The 20,303-nt window shown below is 58.4% G+C and carries 18 protein-coding genes; 13 read left to right on the top strand and 5 right to left on the bottom strand.

Annotation, left to right across the window (positions count from 1 at the left end; all coding sequences use genetic code 11):
- Positions 1 to 72: 72 nt before the first annotated feature.
- Both ANI01nite_RS13640 and ANI01nite_RS13635 read right to left on the bottom strand, forming a co-directional pair.
- Positions 73 to 507 (bottom strand): hypothetical protein, encoded by a 435-nt coding sequence (locus ANI01nite_RS13640; RefSeq protein ID WP_052253602.1) that lies wholly within the window; start codon positions 505 to 507, stop codon positions 73 to 75.
- Entirely contained in the window at positions 504 to 1,280 is a 777-nt protein-coding gene (locus ANI01nite_RS13635) for an alpha/beta hydrolase (protein ID WP_158024700.1), read from the bottom strand. Before ANI01nite_RS13635 ends, ANI01nite_RS13640 begins: the two co-directional genes overlap by 4 nt.
- Positions 1,281 to 1,413: 133 nt before the next feature.
- Between ANI01nite_RS13635 and ANI01nite_RS13630 the strand changes: the two genes are divergently transcribed.
- Positions 1,414 to 2,085, top strand: coding sequence for a lysophospholipid acyltransferase family protein (locus tag ANI01nite_RS13630; RefSeq protein ID WP_066137548.1), 672 nt, complete (start codon positions 1,414 to 1,416; stop codon positions 2,083 to 2,085).
- An 80-nt stretch (positions 2,086 to 2,165) separates the two neighbouring features.
- A complete protein-coding gene (locus ANI01nite_RS13625; protein ID WP_369826794.1) occupies positions 2,166 to 3,560 on the top strand; it encodes a class II 3-deoxy-7-phosphoheptulonate synthase in 1,395 nt (464 codons plus the stop codon).
- Between the two features lie 73 nt (positions 3,561 to 3,633).
- Here ANI01nite_RS13625 and ANI01nite_RS13620 read toward each other — a convergent pair whose 3' ends face one another.
- From ANI01nite_RS13620 to ANI01nite_RS13610, 3 genes are all read right to left on the bottom strand, one after another.
- Positions 3,634 to 5,850 carry a Stk1 family PASTA domain-containing Ser/Thr kinase gene (locus tag ANI01nite_RS13620; protein WP_141358592.1) on the bottom strand — a complete coding sequence of 739 codons (2,217 nt, stop codon included), beginning with the start codon at positions 5,848 to 5,850 and terminating at the stop codon, positions 3,634 to 3,636.
- 202 nt (positions 5,851 to 6,052) lie between these two features.
- Entirely contained in the window at positions 6,053 to 6,301 is a 249-nt protein-coding gene (locus ANI01nite_RS13615; protein WP_013348560.1) for a WhiB family transcriptional regulator, read from the bottom strand.
- 614 nt (positions 6,302 to 6,915) lie between these two features.
- Entirely contained in the window at positions 6,916 to 10,749 is a 3,834-nt protein-coding gene (locus tag ANI01nite_RS13610; protein WP_170214656.1) for an FHA domain-containing protein, read from the bottom strand.
- 249 nt (positions 10,750 to 10,998) lie between these two features.
- Here ANI01nite_RS13610 and ANI01nite_RS13605 point away from each other — a divergent pair, with 249 nt between their 5' ends.
- From ANI01nite_RS13605 to ANI01nite_RS13555, 11 genes are all read left to right on the top strand, one after another.
- The gene (locus ANI01nite_RS13605; protein ID WP_141358588.1) at positions 10,999 to 12,219 is read left to right on the top strand and encodes a TadA family conjugal transfer-associated ATPase; all 1,221 of its coding nucleotides are present in this window, start codon (positions 10,999 to 11,001) and stop codon (positions 12,217 to 12,219) included.
- Positions 12,220 to 12,221: 2 nt separating this feature from the next.
- A complete protein-coding gene (locus ANI01nite_RS13600; RefSeq protein ID WP_038990360.1) occupies positions 12,222 to 13,073 on the top strand; it encodes a type II secretion system F family protein in 852 nt (283 codons plus the stop codon).
- Positions 13,070 to 14,011, top strand: coding sequence for a type II secretion system F family protein (locus ANI01nite_RS13595; protein ID WP_066137554.1), 942 nt, complete (start codon positions 13,070 to 13,072; stop codon positions 14,009 to 14,011). Before ANI01nite_RS13600 ends, ANI01nite_RS13595 begins: the two co-directional genes overlap by 4 nt.
- Before the next feature lie 63 nt (positions 14,012 to 14,074).
- Positions 14,075 to 14,308: a hypothetical protein gene (locus ANI01nite_RS13590; RefSeq protein WP_371858970.1), complete on the top strand. Its 234-nt coding sequence runs from the start codon at positions 14,075 to 14,077 to the stop codon at positions 14,306 to 14,308.
- A gap of 6 nt (positions 14,309 to 14,314) precedes the next feature.
- Positions 14,315 to 14,734 carry a TadE family protein gene (locus ANI01nite_RS13585; protein WP_073707670.1) on the top strand — a complete coding sequence of 140 codons (420 nt, stop codon included), beginning with the start codon at positions 14,315 to 14,317 and terminating at the stop codon, positions 14,732 to 14,734.
- Entirely contained in the window at positions 14,727 to 15,173 is a 447-nt protein-coding gene (locus ANI01nite_RS13580; protein ID WP_236641105.1) for a hypothetical protein, read from the top strand. The genes ANI01nite_RS13585 and ANI01nite_RS13580 overlap by 8 nt, the downstream gene beginning before the upstream one ends.
- A gap of 46 nt (positions 15,174 to 15,219) precedes the next feature.
- Complete coding sequence (locus tag ANI01nite_RS13575) at positions 15,220 to 15,621, top strand: hypothetical protein (RefSeq protein ID WP_141358586.1); 402 nt, start codon at positions 15,220 to 15,222, stop codon at positions 15,619 to 15,621.
- A 60-nt stretch (positions 15,622 to 15,681) separates the two neighbouring features.
- A complete protein-coding gene (prfB, locus tag ANI01nite_RS13570) occupies positions 15,682 to 16,797 on the top strand; it encodes a peptide chain release factor 2 (protein WP_038990407.1) in 1,116 nt (371 codons plus the stop codon).
- A 280-nt stretch (positions 16,798 to 17,077) separates the two neighbouring features.
- Positions 17,078 to 17,875, top strand: a complete 798-nt coding sequence (gene ftsE, locus ANI01nite_RS13565) for a cell division ATP-binding protein FtsE (RefSeq protein WP_141358584.1) — start codon at positions 17,078 to 17,080, stop codon at positions 17,873 to 17,875.
- Positions 17,872 to 18,786, top strand: a complete 915-nt coding sequence (gene ftsX / locus ANI01nite_RS13560; RefSeq protein ID WP_066137562.1) for a permease-like cell division protein FtsX — start codon at positions 17,872 to 17,874, stop codon at positions 18,784 to 18,786. Before ftsE ends, ftsX begins: the two co-directional genes overlap by 4 nt.
- 107 nt (positions 18,787 to 18,893) lie before the next feature.
- Complete coding sequence (locus tag ANI01nite_RS13555; RefSeq protein WP_255314541.1) at positions 18,894 to 20,303, top strand: peptidoglycan DD-metalloendopeptidase family protein; 1,410 nt, start codon at positions 18,894 to 18,896, stop codon at positions 20,301 to 20,303.

The following is a 20,303-nucleotide window of genomic DNA, read 5'->3' as shown; positions in this document are numbered from 1 at the left end:
ATTGCGGGTAATCCGCATCACATGTTTATTACTATAGAGTAACCTACGGTGGTTCGTGCTCAAAGCCGTTTTCTAGACTTGCGCCCCATCATCTCCCGGATCGCGTTCAGTGGGAAGACGTTTCAGTAAGTATGCGACTCCGAGCAGGGCGATGATTCCCAAACCGAAATAAATGAACGCCGGAGCCGAGCGGAAAAACAGCACGCACAGCAGCAACCCCAGCGGGCCGCCAGCCGCGCCAGCCCAGGCGAGATTCAGCATCGGATCGCCAGAACCCAGTGCGGCGGGTGCTTCTGGAACGAACTCCTCGCCGGTGTCGTCGACTTCGTAGTCGCGTGGACCGCGAACCGCGGCAGGTCCGGTGTTGAACAGCTTCTCCAGCTGCGCCTTGCGCTCTTCGGCGCTGGGTTCGCGTGGTGCCGCGGCATCGAGCTGGCGGAAGTTCTCGACCAGCTCATCCCATTGCGGGTCTTGCTGGTTCGAAGGATGGGCATCATCTGGATTCATGCGCGTTCCTCCTTGCGCTTCTGCTCCTTGGCGGCCAGCTGCGCGAAGAAGCGGGCCGATTCATGGAAGATCTGCTCGGCATCGTAATCCAGCGTGGCCACATGCTTGGAGTGCAGGAGCATATGGTGCTCGGCCAAGGTGCCCGGGTTCAAGCCCCCGACCAGTTCGCGCACCGATTGCTCCGAGACCACGTTGTCGACGGTGGACCGGAAGAGCTGCACCGGGGCGCTGACCAATTCCAGGCGGCGGCGGGTCTGGGCAAAGAGCGCGTGGAGTTCGGCTACTGCCGCTACCGGGGTGCGCGGGTAGGCCCCTTCATCGACGCCGCGCTTGGCAATGTCATTGCTGATCGGGGCGACAGTGCGCACGGCATGCTTGAGCCAACGGGTATAGGGCGCCAAGCGGGAGTCCACGACCAGTCCCGGGTTGACCAGCGACACACCAGCCACGTTGCGCCGGGTCGCCAGATGCAGAGCCAGCGCGCCACCCATGGAAAGTCCGGCGACGAATACCTGCTGGTGGGTCCTGGCGAGCTCGTCGAACGCTTCTTCGGTGGCACCGATCCACTGGTCGTACCCTCGGCCGACCATGTCCTGCCACTGTGTGCCGTGGCCTGGCAAAAGTGGGACGTCAGTGTCGAACCCGGCCAGCTCCAGGGAATCCGCCCAAGGCCGCATGGCGACGGGGGAGCCGGTAAAACCATGGATCAAGAGCACTGCGTTGGAGCGCACGGGCTCATTGAGCGGAGTATTGCCTTCATCAATTTTCATCATGGTACCCTCCCGAATTCTGCCTACACCTCCGAGCGTAGTGCACAATTGAATGGTGCGGAGTGCGCTTCGACCAGCAAGGTCGCGGTTTCTCTTCCCGCGTAGCTGGTTAACTAGAAGAAGGACTTTTCCCGCCGTGCTGTACGACTTCCTCAAGCGTTTCGCTGTCCGGCCAATTATCCGAATTTTCTTCCGCGTCAAGATCCAGGGCATCGGCAATGTGCCGGAAACCGGCGCGGCAATCCTGGCTTCGAATCACTTGTCGGTGTGCGACTCGGTGTTCCTCCCCGCTGCGTTGGACCGCACCGTCATCTTCCTGGCCAAGGACGAGTACTTCAATGGCACCGGCATCAAAGGCAGGATCACCGCGTGGTTCTTCCGCAACATCAACCAGCTGCCCATGGACCGGTCGGGCGGGCAGAAATCGGCGGCCTCGCTGGCCAGCGCCAAGAAGGCGCTGGAGCAGGGACAGGTGCTGGGCATCTATCCCGAAGGGACGCGTTCTCCGGATGGCCGGTTGTACCGGGCCAAGCTCGGTGTCGCCAAGCTCGCCTTGGAGACCGGCGCACCGGTGATACCGATTGCGATGATCGGTACCGACAAGGTGCAGCCCATCGGCCAGAGCCTGCCTCATCCGGGAAAGGTCGGCATCAAGATCGGCAAGCCGCTGACCTTCGAGCACCTGGGCGGCCAGCCATCGAACCCCGAAACGCTCCGTGCCTGCGCCGACGAAATCCGCAAGGCGATCAATGTCCTCTCAGGCCAGAGCTACGTTGATATCTACGCACCGCGCAAAGCGAAGAAGTAGCAGCGCACCAGCGGCAGTGTTACGGCTTGTTGTTACATTCGTCGCGGTGCTTTGAGCCCACGCCACGTAGAATGGGCAAGGTGAGCGAAGAAAACCGAACCCCATTGCCCGGCTCCTCTGTAGCCGGCCCCGCCACCGATCCGCAACTAGATTTGTGGCGTGAACTGCCAATTGCCCAGCAGCCGACCTGGCGTGAGCACAAGGACTATCAGTCCTCCATCAAGGAATTGGGTTCGCGTCCGCCACTGGTATTTGCCGGCGAAGTCGACGTATTGCGCGAACGCCTGGCCGCGGCGGCCCAAGGCAAGGCCTTCTTGCTGCAGGGAGGCGACTGCGCCGAAACCTTTGCCGACGCGACCGCAGACAAGATTTCCTCGCGTGTGCGCACCATCTTGCAGATGGCCGTCGTGCTGACCTATGGCGCCTCGATGCCGGTCATCAAGATGGGGCGCATGGCTGGCCAGTTCGCCAAGCCGCGCTCCTCGAATGACGAAACCCGAGATGGTGTAACTTTGCCGGCATTCCGCGGCGACATCGTCAACGGCTTCGATTTCACGCCGGAGTCGCGTGCCCACGATCCAAAGCGCATGGTGCAGGCCTACAACACCTCATCTGCGACGTTGAACCTGATCCGCGCCTTCACCCAGGGCGGATTCGCCGACCTGCGCAGCGTGCACTCTTGGAACAGCGGCTTCATGGCCAATCCGGCGCACTCCGCCTACGAGCAGCTGGCCGGGGAAATCGACTCGGCCATCCGCTTCATGGATGCCTGCGGAGCAGACTTCGAGGCGCTCAAGCGCACCGAGTTCTTCGCTTCCCACGAAGCCTTGCTGCTGGACTACGAGCGTGCGCTGACCCGTACCGACTCCCGCACCGGCCTGCCGTACGCGACCTCGGGCCACTTCCTGTGGATCGGCGAACGCACCCGCCAGCTGGACCACGCCCACGTTGATTTCCTCTCGCGGGTGCGCAACCCAATCGGCGTGAAGCTGGGCCCAACCACGGATCCAGAGGACGTTTTGGCGCTGATCGACAAGCTCGATCCGAACCGCGAGCCGGGCCGACTGACCTTCATCACCCGCATGGGTGCGAAGAACATCCGCGAGAAGCTGCCGAACCTGGTGGAGAAGGTCACTGCATCAGGAGCACAGGTGCTGTGGGTTACCGACCCAATGCACGGCAACACGGTCACCAGCCAGAACGGCTACAAGACCCGCAACTTCGAAGACGTCATGGACGAAGTCCGCGGCTTCTTCGAGGTGCACGACTCGCTGGGCACCTTCCCGGGCGGTCTGCACGTGGAGATGACCGGCGACGATGTTGCTGAGTGCCTCGGCGGCGCGGATCCGATCCGCGAGGAAGACTTCGATTCGCTGTATGAGTCGCTGTGCGACCCGCGGCTGAACCACCGCCAGTCCCTGGAAATGGCCTTCCTGGTCTCCTCGGCACTGCAGAGCCGCAGCCGCAATCGCTAGCAGCTAGAAAAGTAATCCGGTTCCCCAAGCGGGAACCGGATTATTTTTTTGTGAACTGGAAGCGCCAACGGCCCTAGAAAGCGTAGATGCTGATCTCGCTGCCGCGCACGGCTTGCTGGTGCAGCGGAGATTGCATGCGCACGGTTTGGCCGAAACCGCCAAAGACATCATGGGTCTTGACGGTAAAACCGGCGGATTCCAGCGTCGTGACGGCTTCTTCCACGCCCATGCCAATCACGGACGGGATCTGGACGTACTCCGGTCCTTGCGAAAGATTTACCGTCACGGTGCTGCCATATGGGACGGTGCCCTGAGCTGGATCCTGGAGTGCGATGAGGTCGTTTTCGACCGTCGAGGAATGGACGGCTTCACCTGCCTCAAGCTCCAGGCCAACCGCCTCAAGCTTCTCCTTGGCCGCCTCCTTGCCAAGGCCGATGACCGAGGGAACGCTGACCGGAGCATGTCCCTTTGAAATGGCAAGGGTGATGATGTTCTTCCTCGGCAATTTCTCGCCGGCGGCCGGGGTGGAACTGATGACTTCGCCCTCCTTGACCGATTCCGAGTAGGCTTCGGTGGTCTTAATGTCCTCGAAGCCGACCTCGGCCAGGGCCGTGGTGGCCTGCTCAAGGGTTTTCCCGGCAACATCCGGAACCGCAAAAAGCTGCGGCCCTTGTGAAACGATCAGGTCGATTCCCTGGAACTTCATGATGTTTTCGCCGGTTCCAGGTTGCGAATCCACCACCCGGCCGATGGCGATCTCATCGTCGTAGGCGGTGCCTATGCGAACGGGAACGCCTTGGCCGTCCATCTGCGCAACTGCCTGGGACTGGAGCATTCCGGTCAATGACGGGATGCGGATAATTGTTCCGGGGCCGCGGCCGAAGAACCATCCTGCGCCGGCCACCAGAGCGACGACGAGGATCCACATCAGCGTGATGACGAACCTCTGCGTTCCGGTGCGCGGCTGGCGCAAACTGTGGGTGGGCACCTGGGCTTCCTTGCGCCACTTCCTTGCGGCTTGCTTCTGCGCACGCTTCTGGCCACGGACCGACAGCGGAGCTTCATCGGCTTCGCCATGTTCTTCGGTTGATTCCAACTCATCGCCACGGGAGTACACCGACGTCGCGGCAATTCCAGGATCCGAGCCGGGATCAGCCGCACGAGGCGGGGCCAAGGTGGCTTGCGCGTCGCGAAGGTCCAGGACCTCGGTGGCATCGGCGGCGGCAATGACCGTCGTACGATCAGGATCGGCTGGAGCATCATCTAGTTCGTAGCCGGCCTCTTGCTGTGCAGCGTTCCGCTCCAGCCACAGCTGTTCACGTTCTTCCTCGCGCTCGCGCTGCATCGCATCAAGGCGCTGCTGCAGCGTCGTAGGCATCTGCGCGAATGCTTGCGGTGCGAGATCTTCGATCCCGCCGAGAGCCTCGGCACCGACATCCAATTGCGCATCGCTGAGCGTGGAGCGGATCTGGATGATCTCCTCCAGCAGCAATGAGGCATCCTGCGGACGCTTTTCCGGATCCTTCTCGGTGCACCATCGAACGAGTTCATCGAGATCTTCGGCCAAATCGGGAACCAGGTCCGAGGGCGGGGGCATGGGGGAGTCCAGATGATGTTTCATCAATGCGGCTGCATTGGTTTCGGTATACGGCAATTGCCCCGTCAGCATCTGATAGATCATGATGCCCAGGGCATAGATGTCGCTGCGCGAATCGGCTGGCGAGCCTGAAACCAGTTCAGGAGAAACATGGGACAGCGTTGCCACGAGCGTCGCCGACTGGGTATGGGCGCTCGCGGCACGGGCCAAGCCGAAGTCGGTGACTTTGACTTCACCGGTATCGGAGAGCAGCACGTTGGCCGGTTTCATGTCCCGGTGGATGATGCCCTCGCTGTGCGCGGCGCTGAGACCGCGGCAAATCTGCTCAAGGACGCTGAGGGCCTGGCGCGGTGTAAAACGCCCGCGTTCCTCTATGACCTGTTCGAGATTGCGCCCGCGAACATATTCCATCACGAGGTACACCAGATTGTCGCTCACGTTGTGATCTCGGATTGAAACCACATTCGGATGGGTGATATTCGCGGCGATGACAGCTTCAGATTCGAATCGTTCACGAACCGTGGACTCGCTGGCGAAGTTGTCATTCAAGATCTTCACGACAACGGCTCGGTGCAACCGCTTGTCCATGCTGCGGTAGATCCGTGACATGCCACCCAGAGCGAGCAGATGGTCGAGCCGGTAGCGGCCATCCAGCGTCTTGCCCAGGTTCGGGTCGGTCAGGGCCGGGCTCATTTTGCGGACGCACCTGCCTGAACGGTGCGCGCGAAGCGGGCCAGAGTCACTAACGGATCCTTTCGAACATGAATACTACTTTTAATGTACCTAGGTGAGCTGACAATTTGCCGTTTAAACTCGAAATCCGCCAGTGGTGTTGACCGCTGGCGGATTTCGTATAGCGTCTCGGGTTGCGAGAATTACCTCGAGCGCAGCTCAATTAGGAAGCGCGGCGAGCTCGTGCTGCGCGACGCTTCAAGGCACGGCGCTCATCTTCGCTCATGCCGCCCCATACCCCTGCGTCCTGGCCGGACTCAATGGCCCACTGCAGGCAGGTTTCGGTTACTTCACATCGACGGCAGACGCTCTTGGCCTCTTCGATCTGCAACAGGGCCGGACCGGTGTTTCCCACTGGGAAAAACAGTTCCGGGTCCTTTTCCAGACACGCCGCGCGGCTACGCCAATCCATGCTTATTGATGCTCCTTGAAATCTGAGAGGGTCTGAAACGCCAACGGCAATCAACACACAGGCAACAATGACCTAGGAGTGAAATGAATTCCTGGTTGCCTAGTGGTTAACTTCTGGCGTTTCGAAAGGTCGGTGAAGTCCATTCGGGCACTTCGTTTAACCAACCACATAAGGTTTTCATGTAACGCGGAAGTAAACAAGAGTCACGGAAGTGAAAAGTTGCTGAATGCCTGAGGGCTTTCTCACATGGCATTTGGCACCTGGATCCGCTAGTTATCGGTGGTGTGGTGCGAACAACAGCGAAAGTCAATTGTTGCGGTTTGAGTTCCTGTAGAAGGTCAACGAAAATTGTTGATGTGAGCAACGAAAATACAACCTCGTCCCGCCCAACCAGTGTTTTCGTGGTTGCCGCGCTGGTCCTGATTGAAGCACTGGCCACCCTGGCGTACGCCATCAGCTACATGCTGAACCTGGATGCCAATGGAACAGTCAACATGGGTGGGCAGCTATTCATGCTGGCTCTTTGCTTGCTGCTTGCTGTTTGGCACGGCTCGGTTGCCATTAACTTCTTCAAGGGAAAAGCGTTCACTCGTGCTCCGATTATCGTTTGGCAACTATTCCAGCTCATCCTCTCCGTTTCGTTCCTGAGCTCCGACATCCCGATGGTGACGGCCGCGGCGGTCCTGTCCATTGTGATCGCGGGAACTACTGTGGTGATGCTCTTCGCCCCGAAGACGACCGCTTTCCTCGGAGACCGGCCGAATCGCTGAAAGCCCGCCAGATAATTCGTACGGAATGTGAATCACACGAGGGTTGCCTCGTTTAGAGATAATGGCGGCCCAATAATCCTTGAACCCTTGGTCAATCTCCGGGTGGATCGGCGGCCAGTTCATCGGTTGAAGATCCTGCGGATGATGGGCTTCGACAACAATCACCTGGCGATCATCTAGCCCGTTGACGCTCATTCCCAAGTCGTAGGCGATCCTGTTGGACGGTGGAACGAATAGCACGACACCGATCCCTCTGGACTTCAGCGCCTCAATGATCGCCGGCAGGCGCGAATCACTAGTGGTTTCCAAGTAGACGCAGAGCAATTCCTGCCGGTCCCCGGATGAGGCGTCATCGAGAGCCCGGACGAACCGATCCAAGCCCGACAAGCCGCAAATATGCATGGCGTTCCAGCGCCCAGCGAGCACATCGCTCAACTGCCCGCGCTGTAGCGTATCGGGACAGAGCACAATGGCTAGTTGCCCTGCTGGTCGAGGCACGGCTTCACCATCAAAGGGCGAGAATCCCAGAAAAGTTTCTGGGCGCAGCGCAGATCCTGCAAAGATCTCTCTGGCCGTTGGCCGGACCGGCCAGGCGCTATCGGCGACGCCAGCCGAATGTGCGTGGGTGAGTTGGAAGACTTGCGGCGGTTGCCCGGAACTTAGTTTGACTCCGCGGCCAGGCAGCGGAGAACAGGCCGGAATCTTGGGCCAGATCATCTTCAACGACTCGGTGGCGTTGAATGGGAAAAACCATTGCTCGGTGCAAAGACCAGTGGACTTCAAGGCATTCTGGTCCCGGTCGACTGAACAAAGAACCATTGGCGATTCAGGCCCGCCGAAGCGCAGTAGCGTACCGAGTGCTTCATCCAAGCGTTGAAAATGCTGGGGGTGGATGTTGGACTGCAACTGGGTGAGTGAATGTACAAGAATGATCAATGCCGGATCCTTCGGCATGGATTCCACGAAGTCGACAGCTTCGAAGAAGTCGTAGGGATCTTCACCGGTGACAACTTTGAGGTTCTTGGCGGCATCAGGAACTGGTGATGGACCGAAGCACAATATTTTTCTTGTCGAATCGGCAAGGGAAGCAAATAGCGTGCGTGCACCGGCTTCAGGCAGGCCGCAGATCAACGTTGATCGTGAACGGGCAGGGTCGAGGACCAGCGGCTCGAGCCGGGCCAGATGCAGGTTATCTGCAATACCGCAGCAGATAGCCCCGCGCTCCTTCCCCTCCCAAGTCGGCGGCGAAGGCCATGGTTCTGATGGCAATGGCAACGCCGGGGCAAAACCGGATGCCGGCAGCTCCGTACCTGACCATCGTGAAGAAAGCTCGGAGGCATGGTCGCGCAATGGATCTCCGGTTGCTGATGCAACGCTCTTCTCGAATTGGCACAGGGGAAGCAAGGTGAGATCTTGGCGATTCCGCTCGAATAATTCGCCGTGCAGAGGTGGCTCGATGGCCAGATGGAATTGCAGGCACCGAGTTGGCTTGGAAGCACTCTTGATGATCGCCTGGCCAGGGAAGAGGAATTTGGATGCTTGGACGGAGCCAACCAGTTCGATCGATTCGCCTGGGTCGTTGACCCTCAAGGCGATTGTCGTGTTCAAGTTCGCCTTGGTTTGCCCGGTCAAGGCGCCAGCCGGTCGTTGCGTACTGAGAATCAGGTGGATACCGAGAGCCCGGCCTACCGCAGCCAAGCGATCAATTCTGGCGCTGGCTTGAGGCAGGGTTTCGATGAAGACGCGGAATTCGTCAATGACGACTACCAAGCGAGGCAGGACTGGGCCTGGTTCAGCGAGATCTTGATATTCGGCAATGTCGCTGCAACCGTGATCCGCCAAAAGCTCTTCGCGCCGATGCACTTCATGCTCCAATTGCTCTAACGTACGCTGAGCCGCGGCTTCATCAAGGTCACTTGCGAAGAGCTGGACGTGGGGCAAGCCTGCATAAACACCGAGCCCAGCTCCACCCTTGAAATCAATGAGCACGAGAGCGAGCTGAGCCGGCGAATAGTTGCAGGAAAAATCTGCGATGATGCGCCGGAGCGCTTCTGACTTGCCCGAGCCGGTCGTGCCGCATACCAGTACGTGCGGACCGTCCTCGTGAAGGTCGAGGAACACGTCCTCTTGCTGGTCATCCAGACCCAGAAGCGCGCGTAGGCACCGGGAGCCAGATGGCCTTGAGTCTGGATTCTCTGTTGCTGCTTTCTTAGGCAGCTGCACATATTGCTGCACCATCTTGTCGAACCGAGCGAGGCTCAGCGTGCCCAGGCTCTGAAGAACTAGCCGTTCGTCGGGCAAATGCGCACAGACGGGGCTTGGAACAATCCAATTCTCCACAGACTCGGACAGTACCGGCGAAATGCCCAGCACCAGTGTGCCGGATATGGGCTGCGGTGATTGGGCAGTGACGTACAGCGTGGCCAGACCGGCTTCCTCTTTCCTGAGGAAGCTCGATTCATCGGAATCGGACAGATGGGACATGCAGACGTTGTTCATCAAGAGCAATGACGCAGGAAGACAGCGAATACTGGGATCGATCACCAGCCGTAGCTGGCCGGCATGTATAGCCGGGAGGTAACGCGCAAGAACTGCGGCGAGAATCGATCCCGCACTTTGCCCTTGCACAGTCTTCAATTGCCAGACGCCCGGGGTGCTTGGGAAGAACACCGGACCAAACCAGGGCGCATCCGTCTTCGTCTTTCTGAGGCCTCGAAATATCTTGCGCACGCCCGTGGGAGAAGGACGAGAGAATTCTTGGGGAGACCACAGGCCCTCGCCCCAAACCAAGGGTGGTATCCGATTACAGGACAGGCCCAAAGACGAAGCATCCAGTCCAGCTACGAACGCTTCGCCAAGGTCCGGGGAGTATCTCGTTCTTGCGGCGATCGCGGACGCCCGCTGCTCTTGCATTTCGCTTTTCCACCGACGCCGTTCCACCACCAGCTGACCCGCAGGTACCAGCCCCATCAGGGCAGAAACGCCGCTCAAGACCAGGAAGAGCATTGAACCGGTAACCACGGCAAGCAAGACGCCGGAAATGATCGGAACAAATGCGGCTAAGGCCAATGCAATCAATCGGGACAGTTCGGGCTTTGAAGGTGCCTGGATTTCCAACTGTTCGGAGGAGACCAGATGACCGGAGTCGGCAGCTAATGGATCGCCTACGGCGAATTCGGTGTTGCCTAGCCGGAAGCGTGATCCCTGCTCCAGCTCGACGGACTGGCGGTGGCTTCCATCTGGCATGGCAATTTCTTGCTCGGCACACGCGTGCAGGTGCAAGCCCTGTGCTGTCACGATGACCTTCGCATGATTCCTGGAAACCAGCGGATCTTCCAACCAGAGCGGGGCAGTTCGTCCGATGGCATGCTCTCCCTTCGTGAGCGGAATCCAGGCACCAGCGTCGGGGCCGCGAAGCACTAGCAACTTGAGGCGCGAAGCAGCGGTGCCTGAGACGAGAGCGGGCTGGGGCAGTTCATGGAGCACGAGGCGATCGGCAGCAGACAGAGTCTCCAATTCTTCTATCCGCGTTGCTCCCGCAAACCATCGATGGTCCGGGAAGTTCCGCTGCAGGAGCGCCGCGAGCTGCTCGCCCAAGATTCGCCCGGACATGACAAGTTCGAATTGTCTCGGATGCTGGAATCTTCGGGAAACCAGAAGCAATTCATAGCGGACCATGAGCCCTCCTGAAGGTGATGGAAAGTAGCCTTTCCCATCAAAACCAGCAATTTGGTCGGCATCGGGAAATATAAATCCCATTGTGGAGAAAGAATTAAGAACTATCCACAACTGCAGCAACCTCTTGAAAGCCGTCTCCGCTGCAGATAGCATCCCTTGTCATACGAATAGGTATGCTGCACCGACGACGCGCTCGCCGATGGTCCCCGACTTCGGGATCCTCCAACAGGAAAGCCAAAGGAGCCAGTGGTGGATGCGCTGTCCATTGTCGAAGACGAAGTACGTGAGCTGGTCCGGCGTCGCGGATTGGACCCAGCCAAGCAGCCAGCGATGATCCGGGCCTTAATCGATGAAGTCATCCGAGACTACGACGAACGCGCATTGCTTGGAGCTGTGCCTTCACTTGGATCGCTAGAGGCCGCCCAACGTTCAGTTTTCGACAACGTGTCCGGTTTTGGACCATTGCAACCCCTGCTGGATGATCCTTCTGTCGAGGAAATTTGGGTCAATTCACCGCATCAAATTTTTTGCGCAAGGGGCGGCCAAAGCGAACTGACCCACATCCGCATGGAAGCGGCCGAAATTGCAGCCCTGGTAGAACGGATGCTCAAGTCCTCTGGCAGGCGCCTGGATCTTTCCCAACCATTCGTCGACTGCCAGTTGCCCGACGGATCTCGTCTGCACGTCGTGATTCCGGATATCACCCACGAGCATTGGGCCATCAACATTCGCAAGTTCATAGCACGCGCAGGAAAGCTCGAAGACCTGGTCGAGCTCGGATCATTGAGCGAACAAGCGGCGAGATTCCTTTCCACCGCCATCGGCGCAGGTCTTAATGTCATCGTGACTGGCCCTACCCAGGCCGGAAAAACCACAATGCTCAACTGCCTGGCATCAGCGATCGGCCCCAGGGAACGAATCATCACCATCGAGGAAATTTTCGAGCTCAATCTCTCGCTACGGGATGTCGTTGCGATGCAAACACGTCTCGCTAATCTTGAAGGAACTGGCGAAATCACCATGCGCCGATTGGTCAAGGAAGCTCTGCGCATGCGCCCTGAACGCATCATTGTCGGCGAGGTTCGCGAGGCAGAGTCCTTGGATATGCTGATTGCGTTGAACTCGGGAATCGCGGGGCTGTGCACCTTGCATGCGAATTCTGCCCGTGACGCGATCACCAAAATTTGCACCTTGCCTCTGCTTGCCGGACCGAACATCACCAGCGACTTCACCATCAAGACGGTAGCCGCATGCATTGACCTAGTTGTCCATTGCGTACGAAGCCCCCAGGGCCATCGCTACGTCAACGAAATTCTCAGTGTGCGCAATCGCGTGGAGGAGGGGCAAATTGAGTCCTCGACGCTTTTCGAACGGCAGGCCGATCGCCTGCAACCGGCCAGGGGTGCTGATTGGTCGCATGAAAAGTTCGATGTAGCTGGCATCAATATTGCCGAACTGATGGCGGTGTAGCGGTGGTTGCTTTCTTTGCTCTCCTCGGCGGGCTGGGCATTGCCCTCATGGTTGACTGGTTGCTGTTTGCCCCGTGGGAGAAATCGCCTAAACGCAGCTCGGCGATCAAGAACGCATTGCTCCATGCGGGCATGAGCAATCTGGCGCCGGCAAAATTCATCGCAATTTGCGCGGTCTGCGGGCTGACTTTCGCGTTGGTGACCTTGGGACTCACCGCTTCGTGGCTCTTCGCCGTCGTGTTTTGCCTCTTTGGGTCATTTGCACCATGGGTTTATCTGCGCCATCAGGCAGCTAAACGCCACGCGGCGTTGCAAGAGCAATGGCCCGAAGTGGTTGACCACTTGCGAAGCGCCATCCGGGCAGGTCTCTCGCTTCCTGAAGCCTTGAGCCAGTTGGCAGTTGTGGGACCGGACGTATTGCGGCCTCTATTCCGGGACTTCGCCTTGGACTATCGAGCCACCGCGAACTTCTCTGTGGCACTGGACCAGCTGGGCGAACGATTGGCAGACCCGGTAGCTGACAAAATTCTCACGACATTGCGCATCACCCGTGAGGTCGGAGGCACCGACTTGGGCCATACGCTCACAACGTTGTCGGCGTTCCTGCGAGATGACGTGAGAACACGAGGAGAACTCGCGGCCAGGCAATCATGGATTGTTTCAGCAGCACGTCTGGCCGTTGCGGCGCCGTGGATCTTGCTGCTGGTCCTGGGCACCCAGGAAGCTGCGAAAGATGCGTATATGACATTCGGGGGAGTGATCGTGCTCGGCCTCGGCGTGGTGGTTTCGTTCGTCTGCTATCGAATCATGCTCCGGCTCGGTACCTTGCCGGTAGAAGAACGAGTGCTGGCATGAGCAGCTATACGTCATGGGCGGCGCTTTGCGGTTTGGGACTTGGTCTGGGTCTATGGCTGGTCTTCGTGAACCTGCCGGGCTGGCGCAGAATGGCCTTCGCTGATCGTATTGCGCCGCACGTCCGTGTTGGCGTTCGAAGCTCGCGCATGCTTGAAGACTCCTGGCACTCGGACTCCGGGCACTCGGCTTTGGGCCAGCTAGCTGCCCCCATGCTGCAACAAATCAAGAAGCTGGCTAGCTTGCACAGTCCTTCTGCCGGTACGCTCCGGAAGCGCCTGAACGCTGCAGGATTGGACATGAGCCTCGTTGACTATCGGTCCCAGGAAATCGTTTATGCTTTGGCTGGTTTGGTAGCAGGTTCTGCATTCATGGCTCTTGCTGCCGTCCAGTATCACGTTTCTTTGTTCTTGTCAGTGCTGGTTGTCATTGGTTTCGGAATTTCGGGCTACGCCTTGCGTGGTTGGTGGCTTGGCGAACAGATCCACCGGCGGTCTAGAAAAATACTGACTCAATTCCCCACCGTGGCCGAGGTGCTGGCGCTAACTGTCGGCGCGGGCGAATCCACAACGGGAGCAATCGAGAGAATCTCGCGAATCTGCCATGGAGTGATCGGCGAGGAATTCACGAAGACCTTGAACGACATTCACGCAGGTACGCCGATGGTCCAAGCTATGCAGAATATGTCTGACCGGATGCAAGTCGGGGCGATGACGCGCTTTGTCGATGCGATCGTTGTTGCCACAGAGCGGGGCACGCCCTTGGCACAGGTGCTCAGAGACCAGGCGCAGGATGTTCGCGATGCGTCGAAACGCGAACTGATGGAAGTTGCCGGAAAACGTGAAATTTCCATGCTCATCCCGGTGGTATTCGGCATTCTGCCGCTCACGATCGTTTTTGCCGTATTCCCCGGCCTAGCGTTATTGGAGATGAGCTACTGAACGGTGCATAGAAAATCTTGAACCTCTCACTTTGAATTCTTTTAGCACGTTGGAAGGGCTGTCATGAACCACGTACAACAAATGATGCTCAAACTGGCAATGCAGATCATCGCGGCCGGTGAACTACTCATTCATAAGCTTTCTCCGAAACTCAGGGATAGCAGAGGCGACGTTCCGGGGTGGGTCATGATCACGCTCATGTCTGCTTTGCTGGTCGCCGCGTTGCTGGCCATCGCAGGACCTAGGCTGCAGGACCTGTTCAACCAGGCAATCGATCGAGTTTCCGGATTGGGATAACCGCGCATGAGCTTTGGTGCGCGGTCATCCGGAATTCTGCGCTCCGTGGAGCCCACGCGCAGCGAGCGCGGGTCTGCTGTAGCGGAATTTGTCATGGTGACAACGTTGCTTGTGGTGATCGCAATGACGCTTGTCCAACTCGCGCTGGTTCTGCATGTGCGAAATACGCTGATTGACGCGGCTTCCAACGGCGCCCACTACGGTGCACTGGCCAATCGTTCAGCGGCCGATGCCCAAGGCAGAACCCGGACATTGATCACCGAAAGCTTGCATGGTGGATTCGCCCGTGACATTGCCGTGAGCACCACTCCAGTAGGGGACAGCCAGTTGGTTACCGTATCGGTCAGCACCCGAGTGCCATTGATCGGGCTCTTGCCCAATGGGTGGGACTTGCACGTGGAAGGAGAAGCAGTGCGTTATGGGTAGGGCCAAGAATCTGGCTACCGCCATGCATCGCAGAATTCGGGATGAAGATCGTGGAAGTGCGGTAGTGGAATTCGTTTTTGCTTCAACCGTCTTGCTGATTCCCCTGGTGTACTTGATACTGGCCGCCGGCCAGCTTCAAGGAGGCAGCTATGCCGTGGTTGGTGCTGCCGATCATGCCGCCAAGGTCTTTGCCGCCGCCGAAGACCCTGTGCAGGCGAGGAACGATGCACACGCTGTTGTGCGAAGAACCATGCACAATTTTGGGTATCGCAACGCCCGCACTTCAATTCGTTGCGAAATGGAATGCTTGAGCCCGGGCAGTGTCGTCACCGTGACTGTAGCCTTGGATGTCCCGCTGCCTTTCGTATCCGAATGGGTCGAGGCGTCCGCATTCACAGTGGATTCCTCCGCGTCGCAAAGGACTGATCGATTTGGCTAGGCCGCAGCGTGCCGTCCGGAATCTGCGGAATGAGGATGGGCAATCCTTGGTGCTGGCAATCGGCCTGTGCGCCATCACATTGCTGACCATTTCCGTGGTGCTGGCAGCCAGCGCCGTCAATCTCAAAGCGCGTCAGCTGTTGTCAATTGCCGACGGAGCGGTCGTGGCTGCCGTAGACAAATTCGAGTTCGTTGCGGACAACGGCAACCCAAGGATCCAGCTCGACGAGCAACGCGTGCAGCAAGCAGTGCAGCAGTACCTGTCAGACGTTGGTGCGGCCGGCCGGGTCGAGAATCTGCGAATCGGCCGGGTCCAGATCATGCCCGATGGCCAAGGCGCGAATCTCCAGTTGAGCGGTTCGGTGCAACCGCCGATAGTAGGGTGGCTAGTTCCCGGTGGAGTGCCGATATCAGTCGAATCATCCGCTCGAACCGTATTGAGCAGGTAATCACCACGTTGGCCGCCGGACTCAATGATCAGAAGCCAAATGACGTAGTCTTAGAAGACCATGGCAAAAACTGACTTCTCCGCTGAAATCCGCTCACTGCGTTCTACATTCTCCGCAATTGAAGACGTGAGCGATGTCGAGCAGATCAAAGCTGACATCGCAGTCCTCTCGGAAGAAGCGGGCGCTCCCAACCTCTGGGATGATCCGGCCGCTGCTCAAATCGTCACCAGCAAGCTATCCCATCGCCAATCCGAGCTGGAACGGCTGACTCGGCTGCAGACGCGAATCGATGATTTGGAAGTCCTGGTTGAGCTTGCCGAGCTCGAAGAAGACGACGATACGCTGGATGAAGCGGACAAGGAGCTCACCAGCATCCAGAAGGCCCTCGCTGAACTCGAGATAGTCACCCTCCTCAACGGCGAATTCGATGCCCGAGGTGCGGTTGTCACGATTCGCTCAGGTGCCGGCGGTGTTGATGCCGCGGACTTCGCGGAGATGCTCCTGCGCATGTACCTGCGTTGGGCTGAACGCCGTGGATACAAGGCCACTGTCATGGACACTTCGTACGCCGAAGAAGCCGGCCTCAAATCGGCGACCTTTGAAATTGATGCCCCGTATGCCTTCGGCACGCTCTCCGTAGAAGCCGGTACCCACCGCCTGGTGCGCATCTCGCCATTCGATAATCAGGGTCGTCGCCAGACCTCGTTTGCGGCCGTGGAAGTTGTGCCGCTGATTGAGCAGACCGACACTATCGAAATCCCGGAATCTGAAATCCGCGTGGACGTGTTCCGCTCTTCGGGGCCTGGTGGACAGAGCGTTAACACCACCGACTCCGCGGTACGCATGACGCATATTCCTACCGGCGTCGTCGTCTCGATGCAGAACGAGAAATCGCAGATCCAGAACCGTGCTGCCGCGCTTCGAGTTCTGCAGTCGCGCTTGCTGCTCTTGAAGAAGGAGCAGGAGGACGCGCAGAAGAAGGAACTCGCCGGCGATGTGAAGGCATCTTGGGGTGACCAAATGCGCTCCTACGTGCTCAACCCGTATCAAATGGTCAAGGACCTGCGAACCGAACATGAAGTGGGCAACACCCAGGCGGTGCTTGACGGTGAAATCGACGATTTCATCGATGCAGGCATCCGCTGGCGTGCAGGACAACGCCGACCAAGCAAGTAGGCGGTCTCGCTGACACTGACCGCGGTGGACGCTTCTGTCATGCAGGGTGTAAGCATCATCACCGTTGCGGATCCTGCTGCGCCAATTACAGCTAGTCATGCCGAAGCTGCGCACTTCGCGTTAGCTGGACGTACGGCATGAATCTTGCAACACGCCTTATATTTCGGCTGGTTCGCAACCTTGCACCGATAGTGTTTGGAAGACTGGCGCATCAATAGACGTTTGATCTCGAGATTGGTGTTCGTGGGTCGCGCCCCGACGAAGACTAGCGATTGAAGACATGATTAAATTCGAAAACGTCTCGATGGTTTACGAGCCGAAGCAGCAGAATGCGGCTTTGGACGATGTAAGCATCGAGATAGACCGTGGCGAATTCGCCTTCCTGGTTGGTGAATCCGGTTCGGGTAAGTCGACCTTCCTCAGCTTGGTGCTGCGCGAAAAGCGCTCCACCGACGGATCCGTCTACGTGGCCGGACAGAACCTCAACCGCATACCGAGCCGTCGTGTGCCCAAGCTGCGCCGCGACATTGGATTCGTTTTCCAGGACTTCCGCCTCTTGCGTGAGCGTACGGTCTTCGACAACGTCGCGTTCGCCATGGAAGTCATCGGTGCCTCCCGTGCCCAGATCCGCGAGCGAGTGCCGGACGCATTGAAAATGGTCGGCCTCGAAGACAAAGCACGCCGCAAGCCAACCGAGCTTTCCGGTGGCGAGCAGCAACGCGTTGGCATTGCCCGCGCCATTGTGAACAGGCCGTCGATCCTGCTGGCCGATGAGCCTACTGGCAACCTTGACCGCAAGAACAGCATCGAAGTGATGAACGTGCTCAATCGCATCAACCAGAACGGCACGACCGTCCTGATGGCAACGCACGCGCACGAGCTGGTGAGCGAATACCGCCACCGCGTTATTGAACTGAAACGCGGACGAGTCATCCGCGATGAAATTGATGGCCAGTACACGCCGATGACCACTGTGGTGAACCAGGACGGCTCGCGTGAACTGCTCGTCGGCGATTCGGCCGTGGAATACGACGAAGAATCGCAGGTTGCCGAGGATAAGAAAGACGAGGACCAGTGAGACTAGGATTTATTCTCCGCGAAGCGGCGAAGGGCCTGCGGCAAAACGTCGTCATGGTTGTTTCCGTGGTGCTGGTGACCTTCGTATCGTTGACCTTCGTTGGCGCTTCGGTATTGCTTCAGCTCCAGATCAACCAGATGAAGGGCTACTGGTACGACCGCATGGAAGTCGCGGTGTACCTCTGCGATGACACGAGCACCTCACCGAACTGTGCCGGCAGTGCGGTCACCGAGGAACAGCGGCAGGACATCGAGGAGATGCTCAAGTCCGAGCAGCTCGCCCCATACATCAAGGAATTCGCCTACGAATCCAAGGAACAGGCGTACGAGAACTTCCTTGACCAATACGAGAACTCCGCGTTGGTCGACCAGGTCACTGCAGAACAACTTCCCGAATCCTTCCGCGTCGCACTCGTTGATCCGGAAAAGTATCCGGTGATCAACGAAGCGTTCTCCACAGTTGACGGCGTTGACTCGGTAATCGACCAACGCGAACTGCTTGAAAAGGTATTCCAGTTGGTGCGCGTGGCTTCCGCTGCCGCCGCCGTCGTGGCAATCGTGATGATTGTTTGCGCGGTGCTGCTCACCGGGACGACCATTCAGCTCTCGGCCATGCACCGGCGGCTCGAAACAACCATCATGCGGCTGGTCGGCGCTTCGAAAGCAACGATTCAATTGCCATTCATCATCGAAGGCGTGATCGCGTCGCTGATTGGCGGCCTGCTGGCTTCGGGCACCCTGTGGTTGCTGCTGAAGTTCCTCGTTGAGGACAAGTTGGCCAACGAAAACGTCGGTGTAGCGTTCATCTCTACCACCGAAATATGGCTAGTTGCTCCGATACTCTTGATTATTGGTATCGTTTTGGCCACAATTTCATCAGTGGTAACGTTGAAGCGTTACCTGAAGGTTTAGCCGAAACGTTATCTAGGCTTGAACTGAAGTACGCAATTTCTTAAAGGAGCTTTATGCTGTCGAACGCCGTGCGACGTAAATTCTTACGCGCCTCTATCGGTGGAGCTATGGCTCTTGCGCTCACTCTGCCAGCAGGCCTTGTGGTCGCTGACGAGCTGGACGACAAGAAAGCTCAGGTCGAGAAGAACATCGAAAACCTCGAGACCGACATGGAATTCCTGGATGCCGACATCCAGGAAACCGACAAGAAATTGCGTGACCAGCAGGCGCAGGTACCCATTGCCCAGCAGGCATTGGCTGACGCGCAAAGCCGCGTAGCCAATGCCCAGGCCACCCTCTCCGATCTGAACAACCGCTTGATCAGCGCGCAGGCGACTCGTGATGAAGTGGCCCAGCAGATCGAAGAAAACGCTGCGAAGCTGTCCGAAGCGGAGGACGCGATGGCGCAGATCGCCGCGGAAGCCTATAAGCGCGGCGGTGTCTCGGGCGGGCTGGACATGATCCTCAACATGGATTCGGCAACCAAGATGGCCGACGGCCTGGACATGGCCAATCGTGCCATGGAATCCCAGAATGCCGCATACAACGATTTGGCCCAGGAACAGGCCAATAACGAAAGCAACAAGCTTCGCCTGGTTGCCGTGGAGAAGGAAATCTCCTCGCTGAAAGCCCAGGCAGAGGAAGCTTTGGCGCAGGAGCAGGCAGCGCGAGATGCTGCGCAGAACGCCAAGAACGAGCTGGATGCACTGGTAGCCAGCACCGAAGCGCTCAGCGCCGAACTCGAAGCGCAGAAGCCGCGCATCCAGGCGAAGCTGGAATCGCAGCAGAAGGAATACGCTGCGGTCAATCAGCAGATCAAGGAACGCCAGGAGCGCCTGATCCGGGAAGCCGCCGAGCGCAAGCGCAAGGCAGAAGAAAAGGCGCGTCGCGAAGCAGCGGCCGAGCGAAAGCGCATCGCTGAGGAAAAGGCCGCCTACGAGGCTGAGCAGGAGCGCAAGGCTGCCGAAGCCCGAGCGGAGAAAAGAACCTACAAGAAGAAGCCCTACGTTGCACCGAAATCCCAGCCGAAGTCTTCGGACTACGCCGAGCCAAGCAGCTGGGGATTGATTAAGCCGACCACCAGCAACCGTTTGACCTCGACCTTCGGATGGCGCCCAACGCCAGCCGGAACCATCGATTACGGTGGCCGCGGCGGCTATGTGCACGCGGGTATCGACTGGGGCTTCGGCGGCCAGTGCGGCTCGCCCATCATGGCGGCAGCATCCGGCGAAGTCTGGATGGCCGGGTGGGGTGGATCCTCGGGCAACAAGGTCACCATTTCGCATGGAGTCATCAAGGGCAAGGCCCTGGCCACCAACTACCACCATATGTCCCGCATCGCGGTCAGTGTCGGCCAGCATGTGAAGCAGGGCCAGGTCATCGGCTACGTTGGCACCACCGGCAATTCGACTGGCTGCCATCTGCACTTCGAAACGATCATCAATGGATCACATGTGAACCCATTGGGACTTCTCTAG

It is taken from the genome of Glutamicibacter nicotianae, assembly GCF_006539525.1.
Taxonomy (GTDB): domain Bacteria; phylum Actinomycetota; class Actinomycetes; order Actinomycetales; family Micrococcaceae; genus Glutamicibacter; species Glutamicibacter nicotianae.
This window is presented reverse-complemented; position numbering and strand designations above follow the sequence as displayed.